Here is a 16,641-nt window from a genome sequence, read left to right as displayed (position 1 = left end):
ATGCTGCGCAAGAACATGTTGAAGCGAAAATTGCAGGCAGGGGAAACCGTCTTTGGGCTGTTTTCCTCCATCCCGTCTCCCGTGGCAGTGGAGATGATCGGCTGCGCGGGATTCGATTTCGTGATCGTCGATACAGAGCATGTGTCGATCAATCCGGAGACGCTGGAAAATATGATACGTGCGGCTGAAGCCGTACATTTGACGGTGCTGGTCCGCGTGCCCGATTGCTCGTCCGGTCCCATACTGCGTGCCCTTGACGCGGGGGCGCAGGGCATCGTCGCCCCGCATGTGAAGACGAAAGAAGAGGCGGAAGCGATCGTTCAAGCGAGCCGCTACCATCCGCAGGGAAACCGGAGCCTGAACGGGGGGCGTCCCGCCGCTTTCGGCAAGCTCGACCTTCAAGCTTACATCCGCGACGCGAACGAGGAAATCATGGCGGTGCCGTTGATTGAAGACCGGGAAGGCGTTGAGCGGATCGATGACATTTTGTCGGTGCCCGGCATCGATATGGTGCTGGAGGGAGCGGCGGACCTTTCGCAGTCTTACGGGGTTCCCTGGCAAACGAGGGCCCCGGTGGTTAAGGATGCGCTCCGCCGGGTTCAGGAAAGTGCGAAAAACCGCGGTGTACCTTACTGTGCGATTCCCCGTGCCGACGAAGACCTGGCGGATTGGCGCGGCAGAGGCGTACGCGCATTCGTGCTCGGCGATGAACGGGGCATAGCGTTTCGGGCCTTGTGCGCCCATCGGAGCAAATTTGAAAATTTGGCCGAATCCGTCGCGCCTCAGGCGCATTCGGCCGAGGGAAGGGAAAGCGGATGAACCGAATTGTCGACTGGATTCTGTCACGCAAAGAACATGCCCGGCAGCCGTTGTGCGCTTACATCTACGACCTGGAGCATTTAAGGGAACACGTTTCGCGAAGGGTTCGAACCTTGCCGGCTTCTTGCCGGCTGTATTATGCCGTGAAGGCGAATTCGGAGGAACGGATCGTTAAAGAACTGGCTCCGATTGTGAACGGGTTTGAAGCGGCCTCGCTCGGCGAAATCAGAAAGATTCGCGCGGCTGCGCCGGAAATTCCCGTCATCTTCGGAGGTCCGGGGAAAACGGATGAGGAAATCGAAGGGGCGATCGCGCTGCGCGTCAGCCTTATTCATGCGGAGAGCGAGCACGAAGTGCGGCGAGTTGCCCATATAGCGGCGCGGAAAGGGATGACCGTGCCGATTTTGCTCCGCGTAAACTTGCGGGGGCCGCTGCCCGACGCTACCCTGGCCATGGCGGGACGGCCGACGCAATTCGGAATTGACGAAAGGCAAATACCGGACGTCATTCGGCTGGCCCAAAATCTGGAATCCGTCAAGGTGGAAGGATTTCATTTTCATTCCCTTTCAAATAATCTCAACGCGGAGAAGCACGTTCAATTGATCGGGTATTATTGCGAACGGGCAGCGGGGTGGGCCAAGGAGTTCGGATTAGACCTCTCATGGCTGAATGCCGGCGGCGGAATAGGCGTCAACTATGCCGAGCTGCAGCGGCAATTCGACTGGGACTTGTTTATAGAAAAGCTGGGCCCCATGCTGGAGCGCAAATGCCCGGCGGGCGTGACCGTGCTTTTTGAATGCGGACGCTATCTTACCGCATCATGCGGATATTATGCCGCCGAGGTGCTGGACCTGAAACGGAATCACGATAAACATTATGCGATTGTCCGCGGCGGCACCCATCAATTTCGGCTGCCGGCCTCCTGGCAGCACAGTCATCCGTTTCAGGTCATACCTGTCGGACGCTGGGACTACCCGTTCGCGCGCAAGGAGGCGAATGACTGTGAAATAACGGTCGTCGGGCAGCTGTGCACACCGAAGGATGTGCTTGCGAAAGACGCTTTCGTCGCCCGGATCCGGATCGGAGACGTGGTTCTTTTCCAATATGCCGGAGCCTACGGATGGGCCATCTCCCACCATGACTTTCTGAGCCATCCGCACCCGGAGCACATCTTTTTGGAACATGCTCCGGGCAAGAACAATTATGACGGCTCCCAACGCAGCCTGGATGCCGCGGCATACCGCTCGTTCACGTAAGGCCAGTTGACGACGTTCCACCAGTTTTTGATGTAATCGGCGCGTCTGTTCTGGTGCTTCAGGTAATAGGCGTGCTCCCATACATCGAGCGGCAGCAGGGGAACGGCGTCCCACTGCGACAGGTCTTGATGCTTCTCGGCCTGCAAAATTTCCAACCGCCCGCTGCGCGGGCTCCAGACGAGAATCGACCAACCGCCGCCCTCCGCCTGCTCGGCCGCCTGTGAAAAATGACGCTTAAACGCCTGGAACCCGCCGAAATCGGTTTGGATCGCCGCGGCTATCGCGCCTGACGGCTCACCGCCTCCGCCGGAAGCGGGCGGCTTCATCGCATCCCAGAAAATCGTGTGCAGGTAATGGCCGGCGCCGTTGAATGCGAGCTCGCGCTCCCAATGCTTCACCAGCTTGAAGTCATTCGTTCTGCGGGCTTCCGCGAGCGCGGTTTCCGCCCGGTTCAGCCCGTCTACGTAGGACTGATGATGCTTGCCGTGATGAACCCGCATCGTCGCTTCGTCGATGTAAGGCTCAAGCCCGTTATAGGCATAAGGAAGAGGCGGAAGCGTGTGGCCGCCGACGGGCACGGAGGCCGGCGCGCCGGCCCGCGTTGCGTCCCGTTCGCCGGGGAGAGCGTCCAGGCCCGCGAACGTGTCGAGATAATATTGCGATTCCCGCATCAGGTGATCGATCACAACCGGGCTCACGGGATCGGTCCGATCATCCGCGCTATGCGTGCGATAAAACTGAAGCTGTCGAATGAAAGCCTCGGATTGCGCACGCGAGGCGTGAAGCAGCGCGCCGATCTGCGCATCTGAGTTGTCAGGGAGCCGACCGGGCTGCTCCAGCCGCGCTTGCAGCCACCAATCAGCGCACTTTTCCGTGTCGGCGAAGGCCTGTTTCCATTCCTCGAGCGTGCGCATGAAGCCAGGATCCCAACCGGGCACGATTGCGCGAAGGACGACCGTGTGCGCCTGCTCCCGCTTTTTCCATGACCGGATTTCCTCCAGCAGCCGGAGCGGCATGTACGATCCGTAAACAAAAAGCACGACGGGAACCTCCTTTGCCTGCCATCTCGTTCGCTCTTGCCGACACCGCATGAAGGCGGCCGCCGGCAGATGCCGGCAAGCGGCAAGAGCGCTCCTTAGAGATGTATTCGGCTTCGGGGTTATCCTATGTCGCGCTCAGGTCGAGCGATTGATTGACCTGGCTTAAAAAGACAACGGCGCGGCGCATATATTCCTTCGGATACACTTGAAACAGCAGCTCGTGCTTGCCGTTCGGCACAATCCAGGCGCTCGACAGCGGATTGGTCTGGTTGGCGGCGATCGCCTCGGCGATGCCGACCGGCGCCTTCGCATCTTTGGTGCCGTGAATCATATAAATAGGCATATCGTAGCTTCTGGTTCTCACTTCCCCGGAAGGGATCTGCGAAAGGTTGATCCCCGTCCAGAGCGGAAGCATCCATTCGATCAGCGGCAGCGAAGGATAGCGCGGAAGCGGCACATATTGCGTGAGATTGTAATAAAGCGTTTCGGCGTCGGTAATGAACATGCTGTCCAGTATCATGGCGCTGATGTCCTTCGTTTGCAGGGCCGCTTGAAGCGCTGTGCCGGCGCCCATCGAGAAGCCCCACACGACGATCTCGCCCGCGCCCTGCGACTTGGCATAGGAAACGGCCGCAAGCAGCTGCCGGCTTTCTTCCACGCCGCCCGTAGCCGGCGCGTGATTTTTGGAGGAAGCGTAGCCGTAGTCGAACATCAGGACGTTATATTTCAAGCCGTGCAGCAGATTGGCCAGCTCGTACATCGGAACCCAGGTTTCCTCTCGGTTGGCGCCGTAGCCGTGGCTGAACACGACGGTTCTGCCCGACTTCGACTTGGCGGGTATGTACCAGCCGTTCACGGTCGTTTTGCCGCCGGCGCTTGGAAAGGAGACGTCGATATAATCGAGACCCTTGGCCAGCATCGGGTTTGAGGTGAGCGGCGGGACATAAGGGTGGGCCAGCGTCCATGCGATATAGCCGTGAAAAGCGAGAAAGGAAAGCAGGACGAAGGCGGATAACGAGGCGATGAGTGCGACAGCGGCGTGTCTCCGCCGGGACCGGCCGTGCGTTTGCGGCATGGGGGACCGCGGCAGTTGTTCGAACGGGCCGGGACGATAATCGGGGGAGAAGCCGCCTTCAAGCGGAACCGGTGTCAGGACAACGTTGTTCAATAAGAATCCCTCCCACTATGAAAGCGCTTTAATGCTAGGTAGTAGTATCATCTTATGCCCAAAGGCTCAAGGTGTCAATTGTTGTCGGCAACTTGTTAACCGGCTGTAATCCGGCTGTAAAATAAGACTTTTATAGATGGAATAAAGAAAGGGAATGAGTTATACTGTTTGTAATTGAGTTTCATTGTGTGAAACAAATGGGAGAGCGGGGTGAGCGTCATGGAAGAGGGCAAATCGACGGTCCGCGCGGTCGAACGCGCTATGGACATTCTCCTGTGCTTTACGGAACGGTCGGAGTGGGCGATGACGGAAATCGCCGAGAAGGTCGGTTTGCACAAGAGCACCGTGCACCGGATGCTCGCCACGCTGGAAGATAAAGGATTCGTCGCGAGGCATCAAGCGAGCGAGCGCTACCGGCTCGGAATGCGGGTATGGGAGCTTTCGGCCCATCTGTCCAGCAGCGACGACCCGGCGGTTCGGCTGCTTCCCGAAATGGAGAGGCTGCGCGATTTGGTAGGCGAAACCGTCAGTCTCTATATCCGGGACGGCAACGAGCGGATTCGGATCCAAGCGGTACAGAGCAGCCAGGCGGTACGGCGCGTGGCCAACGTCGGGGTTCGCCTGCCCCTCTACGTAGGCGCCTCCAGCAAGGTGCTCGTGGCGTTTGCCGACGAGGAGACACAGCGGCTTGTCATGGAAGACCCGAGCTGGCCGGCATCGATCGATAGGGCCCAATACGCGGAACAGTTGGAGCACATACGCCGTACGGGTTATGCCACCAGTATCGAGGAGCGCGAGCCCGGTGCGGCCGCGGTGGCCGCGCCGATCCTGAACCGCGCCGGGAAGCTTGCGGCGGCCTTGTCCGTCTCCGGGCCGTCGGGCCGTCTGACGCTGGAGTCGATGCGCGAGCATGCGCCTGCGATTATCGAAGCGGCGAGACGGATGGGCATGATGATCGTGAAATAATGCGGGAGCTTTAAATATCAGTTGAAAACCGGCTAAGATGGATGGCAGTATGCCGGGACAAAAAAGAACCGCCGAACGTCACGCAGACGTTCGGCGGTTCTTTTGCGCCGAGGCGCTTGTTCGGATCAGGCGTTCGCGATCATCTGACGGAGAACCGTCTGCAGGATGCCGCCGTTCCGGTAGTAATCCACGTCGACCATCGAGTCCAGTCGGACGGTGACGGTGAACTCGAATTCGCTGCCGTCTTCACGGGTCGCGACGACCTTCACCTTGTCGCCCGGCTGCACGTCGTTCGAGAGACCGATGATGTCGAACGTCTCCCGGCCGGTGATGCCCAGTGTGGACCAGCCTTGGCCTTCCTGGAACTGCAAGGGCAGAACGCCCATGCCGACAAGGTTGGAGCGGTGAATCCGCTCGTAGCTTTCGGCGATGACGGCTTTCACGCCGAGCAGGAACGTGCCTTTGGCCGCCCAGTCGCGCGAGCTGCCCATGCCGTATTCCTTGCCCGCGATGACCACAAGGTTCGTGCCCTGCGCCTGGTACTTCATCGAAGCGTCGTAGATCGACATCACTTCGTCGGTCGGGAGATACTTCGTTACGCCGCCTTCCGTGCCCGGCGCCACCTGGTTGCGGATGCGGATGTTGGCGAACGTGCCGCGCATCATCACTTCGTGGTGCCCGCGGCGGGAGCCGTACGAGTTGAAGTCCGCCTTCTGCACGCCGTGCTCCTGCAGGAACTTGCCGGCAGGGCTGTCGGCCTTGATGTTGCCGGCCGGCGAGATGTGGTCGGTCGTGACGTTGTCGCCGAGCACGGCCAGCGCCTTGGCGCCTTTGATGTCGGCCACATCGGCGATGCCGTCCGCCAGATTCTCGAAGAACGGCGGGTTCGCGATGTAGGTCGACTTGTCGTCCCATTCATACGATACGCCTTCCGGCACCGGGATTTCGTTCCAGCGCTTGTTCTGGATGAACACATGCTCGTATTTCGAGCGGAACATTTCCGGCGTCAGGGAAGCGTCCGTCGCTTTCGCGATTTCTTCCGACGTCGGCCAGATGTCGCGCAAGTAAACGGGCTGTCCGCTCGGGTCGTGGCCGATCGGATCGTTGGCCAAGTCGATGTCGACCGTGCCGGCCAGCGCGTAGGCGACGACGAGCGGAGGGGAAGCGAGGTAGTTCGCTTTCACCTGCGCATGCACGCGGCCCTCGAAGTTCCGGTTGCCGGACAGAACGGCAGCAACCGTCATATCATTGTCGGCGATCGCTTCGCTGACTTCGTCGGGCAGCGGGCCGGAGTTGCCGATGCAGGTTGCGCAGCCGTAGCCCGCAACGTGGAAGCCGAGCTTCTCGAGCGGCTCCATCAGGCCGGCTTTCTTCAGGTAGTCGGTCACGACGAGCGAGCCAGGCGTCAGCGAACTCTTGACGTATTCCGGCTTCACGAGGCCGCGTTCGACCGCTTTCTTCGCGACGAGGCCCGCGCCGAGCATAACCGTCGGGTTGGATGTGTTCGTGCAGCTGGTGATCGCCGCGATGACGACCGCGCCTGTTCCCATCCGGCTCGTTGTGCCGTTAGGGTGCTTCACTTCCACGACTTCCTCGATCTTCGCGTCGGAAAGGCCGTAACCGCCCTTCTCGATCGGCGTGCGGATCGCGGCATGCCAAGCGTCCTTCATGGCCGTAAGCTCGATCCGGTCCTGAGGCCGTTTCGGGCCCGCAAGGCTCGGTACGATCGTCGACAGGTCAAGCTCGAGCACATCCGAGAATACCGGATCAGGGGTGCTGTCGGAGCGGAACATGCCTTGCGCCTTGTAGTACGCTTCAACCAGCGCGATCTGCTCGTCGGAGCGGCCGGTTTGACGCAGGAATTCGAGCGCGGTCGTGTCCACAGGGAAAAAGCCGATCGTTGCCCCGTACTCCGGCGCCATGTTGGCGACCGTCGCGCGGTCGGGCAGCGAGATGTTGGAGAGGCCCGGTCCGAAAAACTCGACGAATTTGCCGACGACGCCTTTCTTGCGGAGAATTTCCGTGACGGTGAGCGCAAGGTCGGTGGCCGTTGAGCCTTCCGCCAGCTTGCCCGTCAGCTTGAAGCCGATAACCTCGGGCGTAACGAAGTACAGCGGTTGGCCGAGCATGCCGGCTTCCGCCTCGATGCCGCCGACGCCCCAGCCGACGACGCCGAGGCCGTTGATCATCGTCGTATGCGAGTCCGTGCCGACCAGCGAGTCCGGAAAAACGACGGTTTCGCCGTCCATCGTTCTGGTCGCAGCAACGGACGCGAGATATTCCAGGTTGACCTGGTGCACGATACCGGTTGCGGGAGGGACGGCGCGGAAGTTGTCGAACGCCGTTTGCGCCCAGCGAAGGAAACGGTAGCGCTCGCCGTTGCGTTGGAATTCAATGTTCTCATTGAATTCGAGCGCGTCCGGGGAGCCGAAAGCATCGACCATGACCGAGTGGTCGATAACGAGATCGACCGGCACGAGCGGATTGATCCGCTGCGGATCGCCGCCGGCTCTCTTGACGGTGTCGCGCATGGCCGCAAGGTCGACGACGACCGGCACGCCGGTGAAGTCCTGCAGGACGATCCGCGCCGGAATGAACGGGATTTCCTTGTCCTCGCGGACCTCGGCCCAGTTCGTGAGCTGCTTGACGTGCTCCTTCGTGATTGCGCGTCCGTCGAACTGGCGGACCGCCGCCTCCAGAAGCACCTTAATGGAGAAAGGAAGCTGGCTGATTTTGCCGTGACCTTGCTTCTCAAGCCCTTGCAGGCTGTAGTATGCGTAAGATTTACCGCCTACTTCGAGTTTGGTCCGGACGGAGTATTGATCGGATGGTGCCATGGGATGAAACTCCTCCTTCATAAAATAATCGATGGATGCGATTCGTTGTTTCATGCAATGAAACTCTATTTCAAAATCGCTGACTACCTATAGTATATCGCTTTTTATAGCGTTCCGTAAAGGGCGATTTTCATCACAGGTACGGAAAAAATACTGCGTTCTTTCATTAGAGCGGCGGACGCTTCATATACATAGAGAAGTTAGGTGCTTGCCCGCAAAAAAGCGTTCGGCTTTACCGCTGCCGGCAGGGCCGAATGAAGGAGAGTGACTGCATGTCCGGAAGGAAAAGCGCCGATTTGGGCGGCATGGCGGAGGGCTTGAGGGCAGCCGTCCATGACTACGTGAAACACGTCAACCAAGCGGAAATCGAACTGAAAGCCGACGGTTTAACCGGAATCGTCTCGGATTGCGACTATCTGGCCCGCACCGGCCGGCGCTTGTCCCGCCTGGAGGAGCGCGACCGTCTTCGCGGCGCATACCCGGAGCGGCACGAGTCGAGGGCCCGCCTGCTCCATATCGGGGCAACGGAACGGGACGGGGAGGTCCCGGTGCGTCTTGAGCTTCATTTCAAGCGCACGCTTGCGCAGCGCGGGGCGGGTTACGCCGAGGAACGGCTGGAAACCGAACGGCTTTGGCTCGCCGAAGCGAACGGACGCTGGCAAATCGCGCGCATCGAGCCGGAGATCGCGGAGCGGCGAAGCGGGGCGAGCGGCGATCCGGAGACGGAAGACGTCCCGCAGGAGAACGGACGGTTTCAGCCGCCGCAAGCGGTTAAATCCGTTTCGGTGCCTTATCTGAATGATGACCTTTTACCCTATTTCAACCAGCATCGACCGAGCATTCCATATCGGCGCGATCTGGCCGCAGCCTATGCGGACCGCTGGTGGCAACAGCCCAATCCGGCTTACGAAAACATGCAAGTCAACTGCACGAATTACGTCTCGCAGTGCCTCTTTGCAGGCCATGCCCCGATGAACTATACTGGTAAAAGAGCTTCGGGCTGGTGGTACAAGGGCCGCAGCGGCGGCCAGGAGTTGTGGAGCTACAGCTGGGCGGTCGCCGACGCGCTGCAGCGCTATTTAAGCGCGGCGCGGGCGGGCGGATTGCGGGCAACCCCGGTCGACGCGCCGTGGCAGCTCAAGCTCGGAGACGTCATTTGCTATGATTGGGAAGGCGACGGCCGGTACGGCCACAATACGATCGTAACCGCCTTCGACCGCGAAGGCATGCCGCTCGTGAACGCCAATACGGTGTCGAGCCGGCACCGGTATTGGGATTACCGGGACTCGTACGCCTGGACGCCGCGGACGCGCTACCGCTTTTTCCACATTGCGGACTTGTTCTAGCTTGCTTGCCGCAAAGGGCAAGGCAGGCCCGCGCAAGGATAACTAACGAAGAGAATGGATAATTTAGTAACCGGAGGCTAACATTCATGGGTGAGAAGATTCGGGTTGGGCTGCTGTACGGAGGCAAATCGGGCGAGCATGAGGTGTCGCTCCAGACCGCGCTGGCGGTCATGAAAGCCTTCGATTACGATAAATACGAAATCAAGCCGTTCTACATAACGAAGCAGGGCGGGTGGCATGCCGGGCAAACGCTGCTCGCCGCTCCCGCGGAAGTGGCCCAGCTGCAATTCGGCGGCGCGGAAGGCGATACCGGCAGCGCGCTGATGCCCGTGTTCCAAGGGATGGCGGCCCCCGCCGCCGTGGATGAGGCCGACCGGCAAATCGACGTCATGTTCCCGCTGCTGCACGGCACGTTCGGGGAAGACGGCACGATCCAGGGACTGTTCGAGATGGCGAACGTCCCGTATGTGGGAGCGGGCGTGCTCGCCTCCGCCGTCGGCATGGACAAAGTGTTGATGAAAAAGGTATTTGCCCAGGAAGGGCTGCCCCAGTGCATATACCGCCATTTTAACCGCACCCAGTGGGAGAAGGATCCGCACTTTTTCATTATGGAGATTGAAGTCGCGCTCGGGTATCCGTGCTTCGTGAAGCCGGCCAACCTCGGATCGAGCGTCGGCATTTCCAAAGCCCGCAACCGCGAGGAACTGGAAGCGGCCGTGGCGCTCGCGTTCCGCTATGACCGCAAGGTGATCGTGGAGGAATTCGTCGACGCCCGCGAGATCGAGGTCAGCGTGCTCGGCAACGACGAGCCCCGCGCTTCCGTGCCGGGGGAGGTCGTGTCCTCCAACGACTTTTATGATTACAAAGCGAAATATACCGACGGGAAGTCGCGCATGCAGATTCCCGCAGACATCCCGGCCGAGACGGCCGAAGCGGTCCGCGAGATGGCGGTCCGCGCTTTCCTGGCGATCGACGGGTCGGGCTTGTCGCGCGTCGACTTTTTCATGCGGCGGTCCGACGGACAGCTTCTGATCAATGAAGTGAATACAATGCCGGGCTTTACGCCGTTCAGCATGTACCCCTTGATGTGGAAGGAAACCGGCTTGCCATACCGCGAGCTGCTCGATAAATTGATCCAACTGGCCCTTGAGCGGCATGCCGAGAAGCAGCGCATCGACTATACCGGCGGCGGTTCGGAGTAAGGACAGCCGGCCGCTCATGAACCGGATGATTAGCGCTCACGCTGCATCCGGTTTTTACATCCCAATGCGGCGGGGCCCGATTCCCGGGGATGCAAGCGAAGCAAGCTGGATGCTTGAGTAAAGTTGCGGAAAATGAGAAGGAGGCTTGTGGAAAATGGGCTTTGCGACCGAATTCAATTCCGTTTGCAAATTCAAATCGCAGCAGGAGCTGTACGAGCTGCTGGAGTACGGGCGCGGCAAAATGGTGAAGAGCGGCTTCCGCGTTTTTCCAACCGGGCAGAAGGTCATCGCCTATACGCCGAATAATGAAGCGATCGCCATTGTCAAAATTGTTGCTTCCATTGCGGAGATCAACTTCCAGGGCGAGGAAATCACGCAGGTGGAGATGGAGCTGGTCCGCAGGCTGTCCGAGGAGGAAGCGCGCGTGCAGTCGGCGCTGGCGCACGAGATGTTTTTCGGTGAACGGGCGTGATCGTCCGTTGCGCACTTTTCATATTGGACAACCCTGGCGCAAGAATACTCTTGAATTCGGACCGGAAATGGATTACCTTGGACAAAGGAAGCATTCGTTTCCATGGGCGCACCGCCGGAATGAGGAGAACCATTGCAGGATTTCCAAGGAGGAGATAACCGAAATGAGCGGATTGTTGAACGGCAATAATATCGTCGTCATGGGTGTGGCGAACGACCGCAGCATCGCTTGGGCCATCGCCCAATCGCTGGCGGCCCAAGGCGCAAAATTGGCCTTTACATACGAAAGCGAACGGGTGGAAGAACGGGTGGCCAAGCTGGCGGATACGATTCCCGGCTCGATCGTGCTGCCGTGCAACGTCACGGTGGATGAAGATATCGATGCGCTGGCCGGCAAGCTGAAGGACAGCTTCGGCGTCCTGCACGGCATCGTTCACAGCATCGCATTCGCCAAAACCGAGGAGCTGGAAGGGATGTTCGTCGACACGTCCCGCGCGGGGTTCGCGCTGGCGCACGACATCAGCGCCTATTCCCTTACCGCGGTGGCTCAGCGCCTGTATCCGCTGATGACCGAAGGCGGCAGCATCATGACGATGACCTACCTCGGCGCGGAGCGCGCGCTTCGCAATTACAACGTCATGGGCGTGGCGAAGGCGGCGCTGGAGGCTTCCGTCCGTTATCTGGCGGCGGACCTCGGCCAGTTCAACGTGCGGGTCAACGCGATTTCCGCCGGGCCGATCCGTACGCTTGCGGCCAAAGGCATCAAGGACTTCAACTCGATTCTCCGCCAGGTGGAAGAAAAAGCGCCGCTGCGCCGCACGACGGAAGCCGCGGAAGTGGGCGATACGGCGATGTTCCTCATGAGCCGGCTGTCGCGCGGCATTACCGGCGAAGTGATCTACGTGGATAACGGCTATCATATCATCGGCGTATAGAGCCGCGATCGTTCGCACACCGCCCGGGGAACCAGGCGGTGTTTTTCACAACATGAGGTCATGCTAACGGAAGTGGCGGCCGGAAGGAAGGCATTGCAGCATGTGGGAAATCATCGGACTTGCGGCGCTCGGCTTGATCGCCGCGGTGTTCGGCAGCATGGTGGGGCTTGGCGGCGGTATCATTATTGTGCCCATGCTCATCTTGCTCGGGCCCGAGCTTACCGGCGGTGCGATCGATCCTGCGACGGCCGTGGGCACCTCGCTTGCGGTATTGATCGTCACGGCGCTCTCGTCCACCTTGTCGTACATGAAGCGGAAGCGGGTCGATTTCAGAATCGGCTGGCTGCTCTTCATGACAAGCGGGCCGGCCGCGATGGCCGGATCGGCGCTCACGAGCAAGTTCCAGGGCGGCATTTTCTCGCTGGTGTTCGGCGGCTTCATGCTGCTGATGGCGGGGCTGCTTGTCGCCCGGGATTATATGCGCCCTTCTGCGCGCAGGTGGCCGATCAGCCGAACGTTTGTCGACGCGCAGGGCGTGGAGCATGAGTACGGCTTTTCGATGCTGCCGGGGCTGTTGATCGGTTTTGCGGTCGGGCTCGTCTCGGGGCTGTTCGGCATCGGCGGCGGCTCGCTTTTCGTTCCGGTTATGGTGCTGCTGTTCCGCTTCCCGCCCCATGTGGCGACGGCGACCTCGATGTTCGTCATTTTCCTGTCGTCGATACTCGGCACCGGGGTTCACGCCGCGATGGGCGAAACGGACTGGCTGCTCGTGCTGGCGCTTGCGCCGGGAGCCTGGATCGGCGGCACAGTCGGCGCCGCGATCGCGGGCCGAATGTCCGGCAAGGCGCTGCTCTGGCTGCTGCGTGTGACGCTCATCCTGTTGGCGGCGCGTCTGGTTGTCGAGGGCTTGGCAGACATTTAGGCGCGGGCGGGTAGGCAAAAAGCGAAACTTTCCTCCTGACGGAAGCGTATATTAGCAAGGATTGGAAGGGCTTGGATATCGCGAAAGGAAAGTAGTGTGATAATGGTGAGCGATTCAAGAATCGAGCCGATCGTCGGCCGGAAAAGCTTCGCCGCGGTGGCGATCAACAGCGCGTCCAAAGCGGGCGAGTGGATCAAGACGAAATTAGGGGGCTTTACGAGCCTGAACATAAAAAGCTCGCCCGGCGATCTTGTAACTGAGGTCGATAAAGGCGCCGAAACCATGATCCGGAATTTGATCATGACCCATTTCCCGGATCATTCCTTCCTCGGCGAGGAAGGCGTGGAGCCGGGGCCGGAAGCGTCGTCGGCGGCGCTGCGGGACGTGATGGATGCGGAATATTTATGGATTGTCGATCCGATCGACGGCACGACCAATTTCGTGCACGGTTTTCCGTTTTTCTGCGTCTCGATCGCGTTGGCCTGCAAAGGCGAAGTCATTCTCGGCGTCGTCTACGACCCCTCGCGTGACGAGCTGTTCATCGCGGAGAAGGGCAAAGGCGCGTATGTACACGGCAAACGGATGCGGGTTTCGCCGGATGCCGTTCTGCGCGAAAGCCTCGTCGCCACCGGCTTTCCGCCGTATGGCGGCGCCGCGCTGCCGCTCAACATGCGCCAGCTGCTGGCAGTCGTGCCGAAGGTGCGGAATGTGCGGTCGAACGGCTCGGCGGCGCTGCACCTGGCCTATGTCGCGGCGGGGCGCCTCAGCGCGTTCTGGGAAGTCGGGCTGAATGCGTGGGATATGGCGGCCGGGTATTTGCTCATCCAGGAATCGGGCGGCCGCGTCACGGATATGAAGGGGGAGCCGTATCATCTCGGCGTGCGCAATGTCGTGGCGACCAACGGCCATATTCACGACGAGCTGCTGCAGGTGCTTCAAAGCGCGGAGTCGGAGGGAGAGCCGGGAACGGGGACGCCGTTCAAGCACGGCGAATGACATGTGAACGCATAACGTGGATCGGACACTCGGATACTACAACCGGAACGTGAGACGACGGGAAGGAAGTGAGTCGCGTGGACCTAAACGGCGGCAATGACGATGGCGATCGCCGCAAACCGGCGGATGAATTGGAGAAGGAATTGGCGGACCGGTTGACGGACGGGCCTTTGGAGGCCGGGGACAAGGAACGGATCGTCAGGGCGCGGCTGTCGCCGAAATACGAGATCCGGATTCAGACGGCCAGCGATCCGATTGTGGAGGAAACGAAGCTGTACCGTTCCATAGCCAAGGAGTTGGACGGGCGTTACGACAAGTACGCGTCGGCCGGGCGGCGCGGCGGCGCGGCGGGTCCGGCCCACGGGGCGGCAGCGGAGGCGGATCCACGGGCGGATGCAGGATTAAACAAAGCGGAAGAAGAATAGCGAAAGGCGGCAGGCGGCGAAAGCCGCCTTTTTGCGTGGCGGCGTGTCCAGAAGCTCGCATTGTCTCACTATGCGAGTCCGGGCGGGGCGGACGAGAGAGGGGCCAAGCCCCCTCACCCATTTTCGTACGGAAAGCGGAACGGCATGCCGCTAACGGCGCGACCCCTCCCCGCCATCTACCGGCGCGCACCTTAGAGGGGTGGGCGGATGGCTCGCGGGCAGCTGCAAGTGTCCCGGCGCACCATCGAGCGGCGGGACGTCGAAAGATATCCGGCAGAGACGCGGTCGCCCGGCCGCGGCGGATTCCGCGCTTCAGCTGAAAACCGATATTGCATGCTTATTTGTGCGCATATAAGCTCATAGGTTGTGCGTAAAACGCTTTACAGTTTATAAACAATCATATATAATCACAAACGAGCAAAAAAGTTGGGCGCATCCCACGGTTATTGAACAGTTATCAATCAAATATGAGCGGGAGATGGAAAGCGTTTACTGAAAGGTGGCCGGATATGCTGTTCGAAGAAGAGCGCAAGCAGAAAATTGTCGACTATATCCAAACGCATAAACGTGCTTCCGTTCAAGAGCTGGCCCAGAGCTTCGGCGTGTCGGAATCGACCGTCAGAAGAGATTTGAAAGGGCTGGAGGAAGCGGGCGAGCTGCGGCGGACGCACGGCGGAGCGGTAGCGTTTCGGGACGATAACGCGGAACCGCCTTTCTCCGAGAAGGAAGACCGGTACCGCGCCCAGAAGGAGGCCGTCGCCAAAGCGGCAGTTGCGACCGTTAGGGACGGAGACAGCCTGCTGCTCGATTCGGGAACGACCACTTTCTATGTGGCCAAGCTGCTGAAGGGCTTCAGCCGACTGACGGTCGTCACGAACTCGTTGATGGCGGCGGAGGAACTGGCGGGCCGCAAGGAAATCGAGTTAATTCTGACCGGGGGCATACTAAGGCAAGAGACGTTGGCTATGGTCGGTCCGCTGGCGGAAAAGGCGATTGCCGCCATACGCGTCAACAAAGCGTTCATGGCCACCAACGGCCTGGACATCAACGCGGGCCTGACCACACCGAACATGGTGGAGGCCGCCGTCAAGAAGCAGATGATCTTGTCCGCCGCCCATGTCACGCTCTTGGCCGATCACAGCAAGTTCGGCACCGTCTCGTTCGCGAAGGTAGCCGATCTGTCGGAAATCGACCAAGTCATCGTCGACGACGGCTTGTCGTCCGGCGCCGCCCGGCAGCTGGAGGAAGCGGGGATCGACGTCACACTAACTAGAGCGGGAAGTGATGAAGCATGACGGATTCAGCATCGCCAGTCATTACGGTTACGCTTAACCCGGCGCTCGACAAAACCGTCACGATCGAACAGTTCGAGTACGGCGGGTTGAACCGGATTCAAGAGATGCGTACCGATGCGGGCGGCAAAGGCATCAACGTCGCCAAGGTGCTTAAACGATTCGAGACGGAGGTGACGGCCTGCGGCATTCTGGCAGGTCATCAAGGCGGCATCATCGCCGAAAAGCTGAAATCGCTCGGCATCCGGAACGGGTTCGTGCAAACGGACGGCGAGACGAGGACCAATCTGAAGGTCGTCGACCGGTCCACCCAACAGACGACCGAGCTCAATGAAAAAGGCTTTACGGTGGACGGCGCGTTGCTTGACCGGTTCTGCGCCCGCTTCCGCGAAGAGGCCGCTTCCGCCTCCGCCGTCGTGCTGGCCGGCAGTCTGCCCCAGGGCGCGCCGCCGGATTTTTACCGGACATTAATCGCAATCGCGAACGAGCACGGTGTGCGGGCGGTGCTGGACGCGGACGGCGAGGCGTTCCGAATCGGCATCGAGGCTGCGCCCTACGCCGTCAAGCCGAACATTCATGAGCTGGAAGCGTTGCTCGGCCGGACGCTTGACAGCGACGAGGCGATTGTCCGGGCAGCGCGGAGCCTGATCGCCAAAGGGATCAAGCTGGTAGCGGTATCCATGGGCGGCAAAGGCTCGCTGGTCGTGAGCGCGGAAGAAGCGTTTCGCGCCTATCCGGCTCCGATTACGCCGCTCAGCACGGTCGGCGCGGGCGATTCGATGGTTGCCGCAATCGTGTACGGTATGCTGCACGGCAAGACCTTGGAGGAAACAGCCCGCTGGTCCTCGGCGGCGGGAACGGTGACGGCTTCCAAGCCGGGAACCGAGGTATGCGGATTGGAAGAAGTAAGAGCGATGTTGAACGCGGTCACCATTACAGAGCCGGCCTTAAACCGTCTATAAGGAG

General features: G+C 60.2%; 15 protein-coding genes. 12 read left to right on the top strand and 3 right to left on the bottom strand.

What is annotated here, in order from left to right; all coding sequences use genetic code 11:
• Together RWM61_RS10125 and RWM61_RS10120 are read left to right on the top strand one after the other, a co-directional pair.
• Positions 1-819, top strand: coding sequence for an aldolase/citrate lyase family protein (locus RWM61_RS10125; protein ID WP_314000246.1), 819 nt, complete (start codon positions 1-3; stop codon positions 817-819).
• Positions 816-2,075, top strand: coding sequence for a type III PLP-dependent enzyme (locus tag RWM61_RS10120; RefSeq protein WP_314000244.1), 1,260 nt, complete (start codon positions 816-818; stop codon positions 2,073-2,075). Before RWM61_RS10125 ends, RWM61_RS10120 begins: the two co-directional genes overlap by 4 nt.
• Here RWM61_RS10120 and RWM61_RS10115 read toward each other — a convergent pair.
• Both RWM61_RS10115 and RWM61_RS10110 read right to left on the bottom strand, forming a co-directional pair.
• Complete coding sequence (locus tag RWM61_RS10115) at positions 2,021-3,115, bottom strand: Fe-Mn family superoxide dismutase (protein WP_314000241.1); 1,095 nt, start codon at positions 3,113-3,115, stop codon at positions 2,021-2,023. The genes RWM61_RS10120 and RWM61_RS10115 overlap by 55 nt on opposite strands.
• Before the next feature lie 124 nt (positions 3,116-3,239).
• Positions 3,240-4,283 (bottom strand): alpha/beta fold hydrolase, encoded by a 1,044-nt coding sequence (locus RWM61_RS10110; protein WP_314000239.1) that lies wholly within the window; start codon positions 4,281-4,283, stop codon positions 3,240-3,242.
• Between the two features lie 219 nt (positions 4,284-4,502).
• Here RWM61_RS10110 and RWM61_RS10105 point away from each other — a divergent pair, with 219 nt between their 5' ends.
• Positions 4,503-5,249: an IclR family transcriptional regulator gene (locus RWM61_RS10105; protein WP_314000283.1), complete on the top strand. Its 747-nt coding sequence runs from the start codon at positions 4,503-4,505 to the stop codon at positions 5,247-5,249.
• Positions 5,250-5,374: 125 nt separating this feature from the next.
• Here RWM61_RS10105 and acnA read toward each other — a convergent pair whose 3' ends face one another.
• Positions 5,375-8,086, bottom strand: a complete 2,712-nt coding sequence (acnA, locus tag RWM61_RS10100) for an aconitate hydratase AcnA (protein ID WP_314000237.1) — start codon at positions 8,084-8,086, stop codon at positions 5,375-5,377.
• A gap of 272 nt (positions 8,087-8,358) precedes the next feature.
• Here acnA and RWM61_RS10095 point away from each other — a divergent pair, with 272 nt between their 5' ends.
• The 9 genes from RWM61_RS10095 to pfkB all read left to right on the top strand — a co-directional run bounded on the left by RWM61_RS10095 (position 8,359) and on the right by pfkB (position 16,637).
• Positions 8,359-9,432, top strand: a complete 1,074-nt coding sequence (locus tag RWM61_RS10095; protein WP_314000235.1) for an amidase domain-containing protein — start codon at positions 8,359-8,361, stop codon at positions 9,430-9,432.
• Positions 9,433-9,518: 86 nt separating this feature from the next.
• Positions 9,519-10,634 carry a D-alanine--D-alanine ligase gene (locus RWM61_RS10090; protein ID WP_314000233.1) on the top strand — a complete coding sequence of 372 codons (1,116 nt, stop codon included), beginning with the start codon at positions 9,519-9,521 and terminating at the stop codon, positions 10,632-10,634.
• 154 nt (positions 10,635-10,788) lie between these two features.
• On the top strand, positions 10,789-11,106 hold the full coding sequence (locus RWM61_RS10085; protein WP_314000231.1) for a hypothetical protein: 318 nt from the start codon (positions 10,789-10,791) through the stop codon (positions 11,104-11,106).
• A 163-nt stretch (positions 11,107-11,269) separates the two neighbouring features.
• Positions 11,270-12,040 (top strand): enoyl-ACP reductase FabI, encoded by a 771-nt coding sequence (fabI, locus tag RWM61_RS10080; protein WP_314000229.1) that lies wholly within the window; start codon positions 11,270-11,272, stop codon positions 12,038-12,040.
• 100 nt (positions 12,041-12,140) lie between these two features.
• Positions 12,141-12,962 carry a sulfite exporter TauE/SafE family protein gene (locus RWM61_RS10075; RefSeq protein WP_314000227.1) on the top strand — a complete coding sequence of 274 codons (822 nt, stop codon included), beginning with the start codon at positions 12,141-12,143 and terminating at the stop codon, positions 12,960-12,962.
• A gap of 102 nt (positions 12,963-13,064) precedes the next feature.
• Entirely contained in the window at positions 13,065-13,958 is an 894-nt protein-coding gene (locus tag RWM61_RS10070) for an inositol monophosphatase family protein (protein ID WP_314000225.1), read from the top strand.
• 77 nt (positions 13,959-14,035) lie between these two features.
• Positions 14,036-14,383 (top strand): hypothetical protein, encoded by a 348-nt coding sequence (locus tag RWM61_RS10065; protein ID WP_314000223.1) that lies wholly within the window; start codon positions 14,036-14,038, stop codon positions 14,381-14,383.
• 509 nt (positions 14,384-14,892) lie between these two features.
• Positions 14,893-15,678 (top strand): DeoR/GlpR family DNA-binding transcription regulator, encoded by a 786-nt coding sequence (locus RWM61_RS10060; RefSeq protein ID WP_314000220.1) that lies wholly within the window; start codon positions 14,893-14,895, stop codon positions 15,676-15,678.
• A complete protein-coding gene (pfkB, locus tag RWM61_RS10055; RefSeq protein ID WP_314000217.1) occupies positions 15,675-16,637 on the top strand; it encodes a 1-phosphofructokinase in 963 nt (320 codons plus the stop codon). The genes RWM61_RS10060 and pfkB overlap by 4 nt, the downstream gene beginning before the upstream one ends.
• Positions 16,638-16,641 lie beyond the last annotated feature (4 nt).

The sequence above is a fragment of the uncultured Paenibacillus sp. genome (assembly GCF_963515335.1).
Lineage (GTDB): Bacteria > Bacillota > Bacilli > Paenibacillales > Paenibacillaceae > Paenibacillus_I.
The sequence above is the reverse complement of the archived record's forward strand: the minus strand, read 5'-3'. Positions and strand labels throughout refer to the sequence as shown.

Excerpts from the sequence above, each read along its gene's own strand:
- acnA (WP_314000237.1), bottom strand. The coding sequence starts at position 8,086 with ATGGCACCATCCGATCAATACTCCGTCCGGACCAAACTCGAAGTAGGC.
- RWM61_RS10060 (WP_314000220.1), top strand. The coding sequence starts at position 14,893 with ATGCTGTTCGAAGAAGAGCGCAAGCAGAAAATTGTCGACTATATCCAA.
- RWM61_RS10075 (WP_314000227.1), top strand. The coding sequence starts at position 12,141 with ATGTGGGAAATCATCGGACTTGCGGCGCTCGGCTTGATCGCCGCGGTG.
- RWM61_RS10090 (WP_314000233.1), top strand. The coding sequence starts at position 9,519 with ATGGGTGAGAAGATTCGGGTTGGGCTGCTGTACGGAGGCAAATCGGGC.
- RWM61_RS10070 (WP_314000225.1), top strand. The coding sequence starts at position 13,065 with ATGGTGAGCGATTCAAGAATCGAGCCGATCGTCGGCCGGAAAAGCTTC.
- RWM61_RS10125 (WP_314000246.1), top strand. The coding sequence starts at position 1 with ATGCTGCGCAAGAACATGTTGAAGCGAAAATTGCAGGCAGGGGAAACC.
- RWM61_RS10085 (WP_314000231.1), top strand. The coding sequence starts at position 10,789 with ATGGGCTTTGCGACCGAATTCAATTCCGTTTGCAAATTCAAATCGCAG.
- RWM61_RS10095 (WP_314000235.1), top strand. The coding sequence starts at position 8,359 with ATGTCCGGAAGGAAAAGCGCCGATTTGGGCGGCATGGCGGAGGGCTTG.
- RWM61_RS10120 (WP_314000244.1), top strand. The coding sequence starts at position 816 with ATGAACCGAATTGTCGACTGGATTCTGTCACGCAAAGAACATGCCCGG.
- pfkB (WP_314000217.1), top strand. The coding sequence starts at position 15,675 with ATGACGGATTCAGCATCGCCAGTCATTACGGTTACGCTTAACCCGGCG.
- RWM61_RS10105 (WP_314000283.1), top strand. The coding sequence starts at position 4,503 with ATGGAAGAGGGCAAATCGACGGTCCGCGCGGTCGAACGCGCTATGGAC.
- fabI (WP_314000229.1), top strand. The coding sequence starts at position 11,270 with ATGAGCGGATTGTTGAACGGCAATAATATCGTCGTCATGGGTGTGGCG.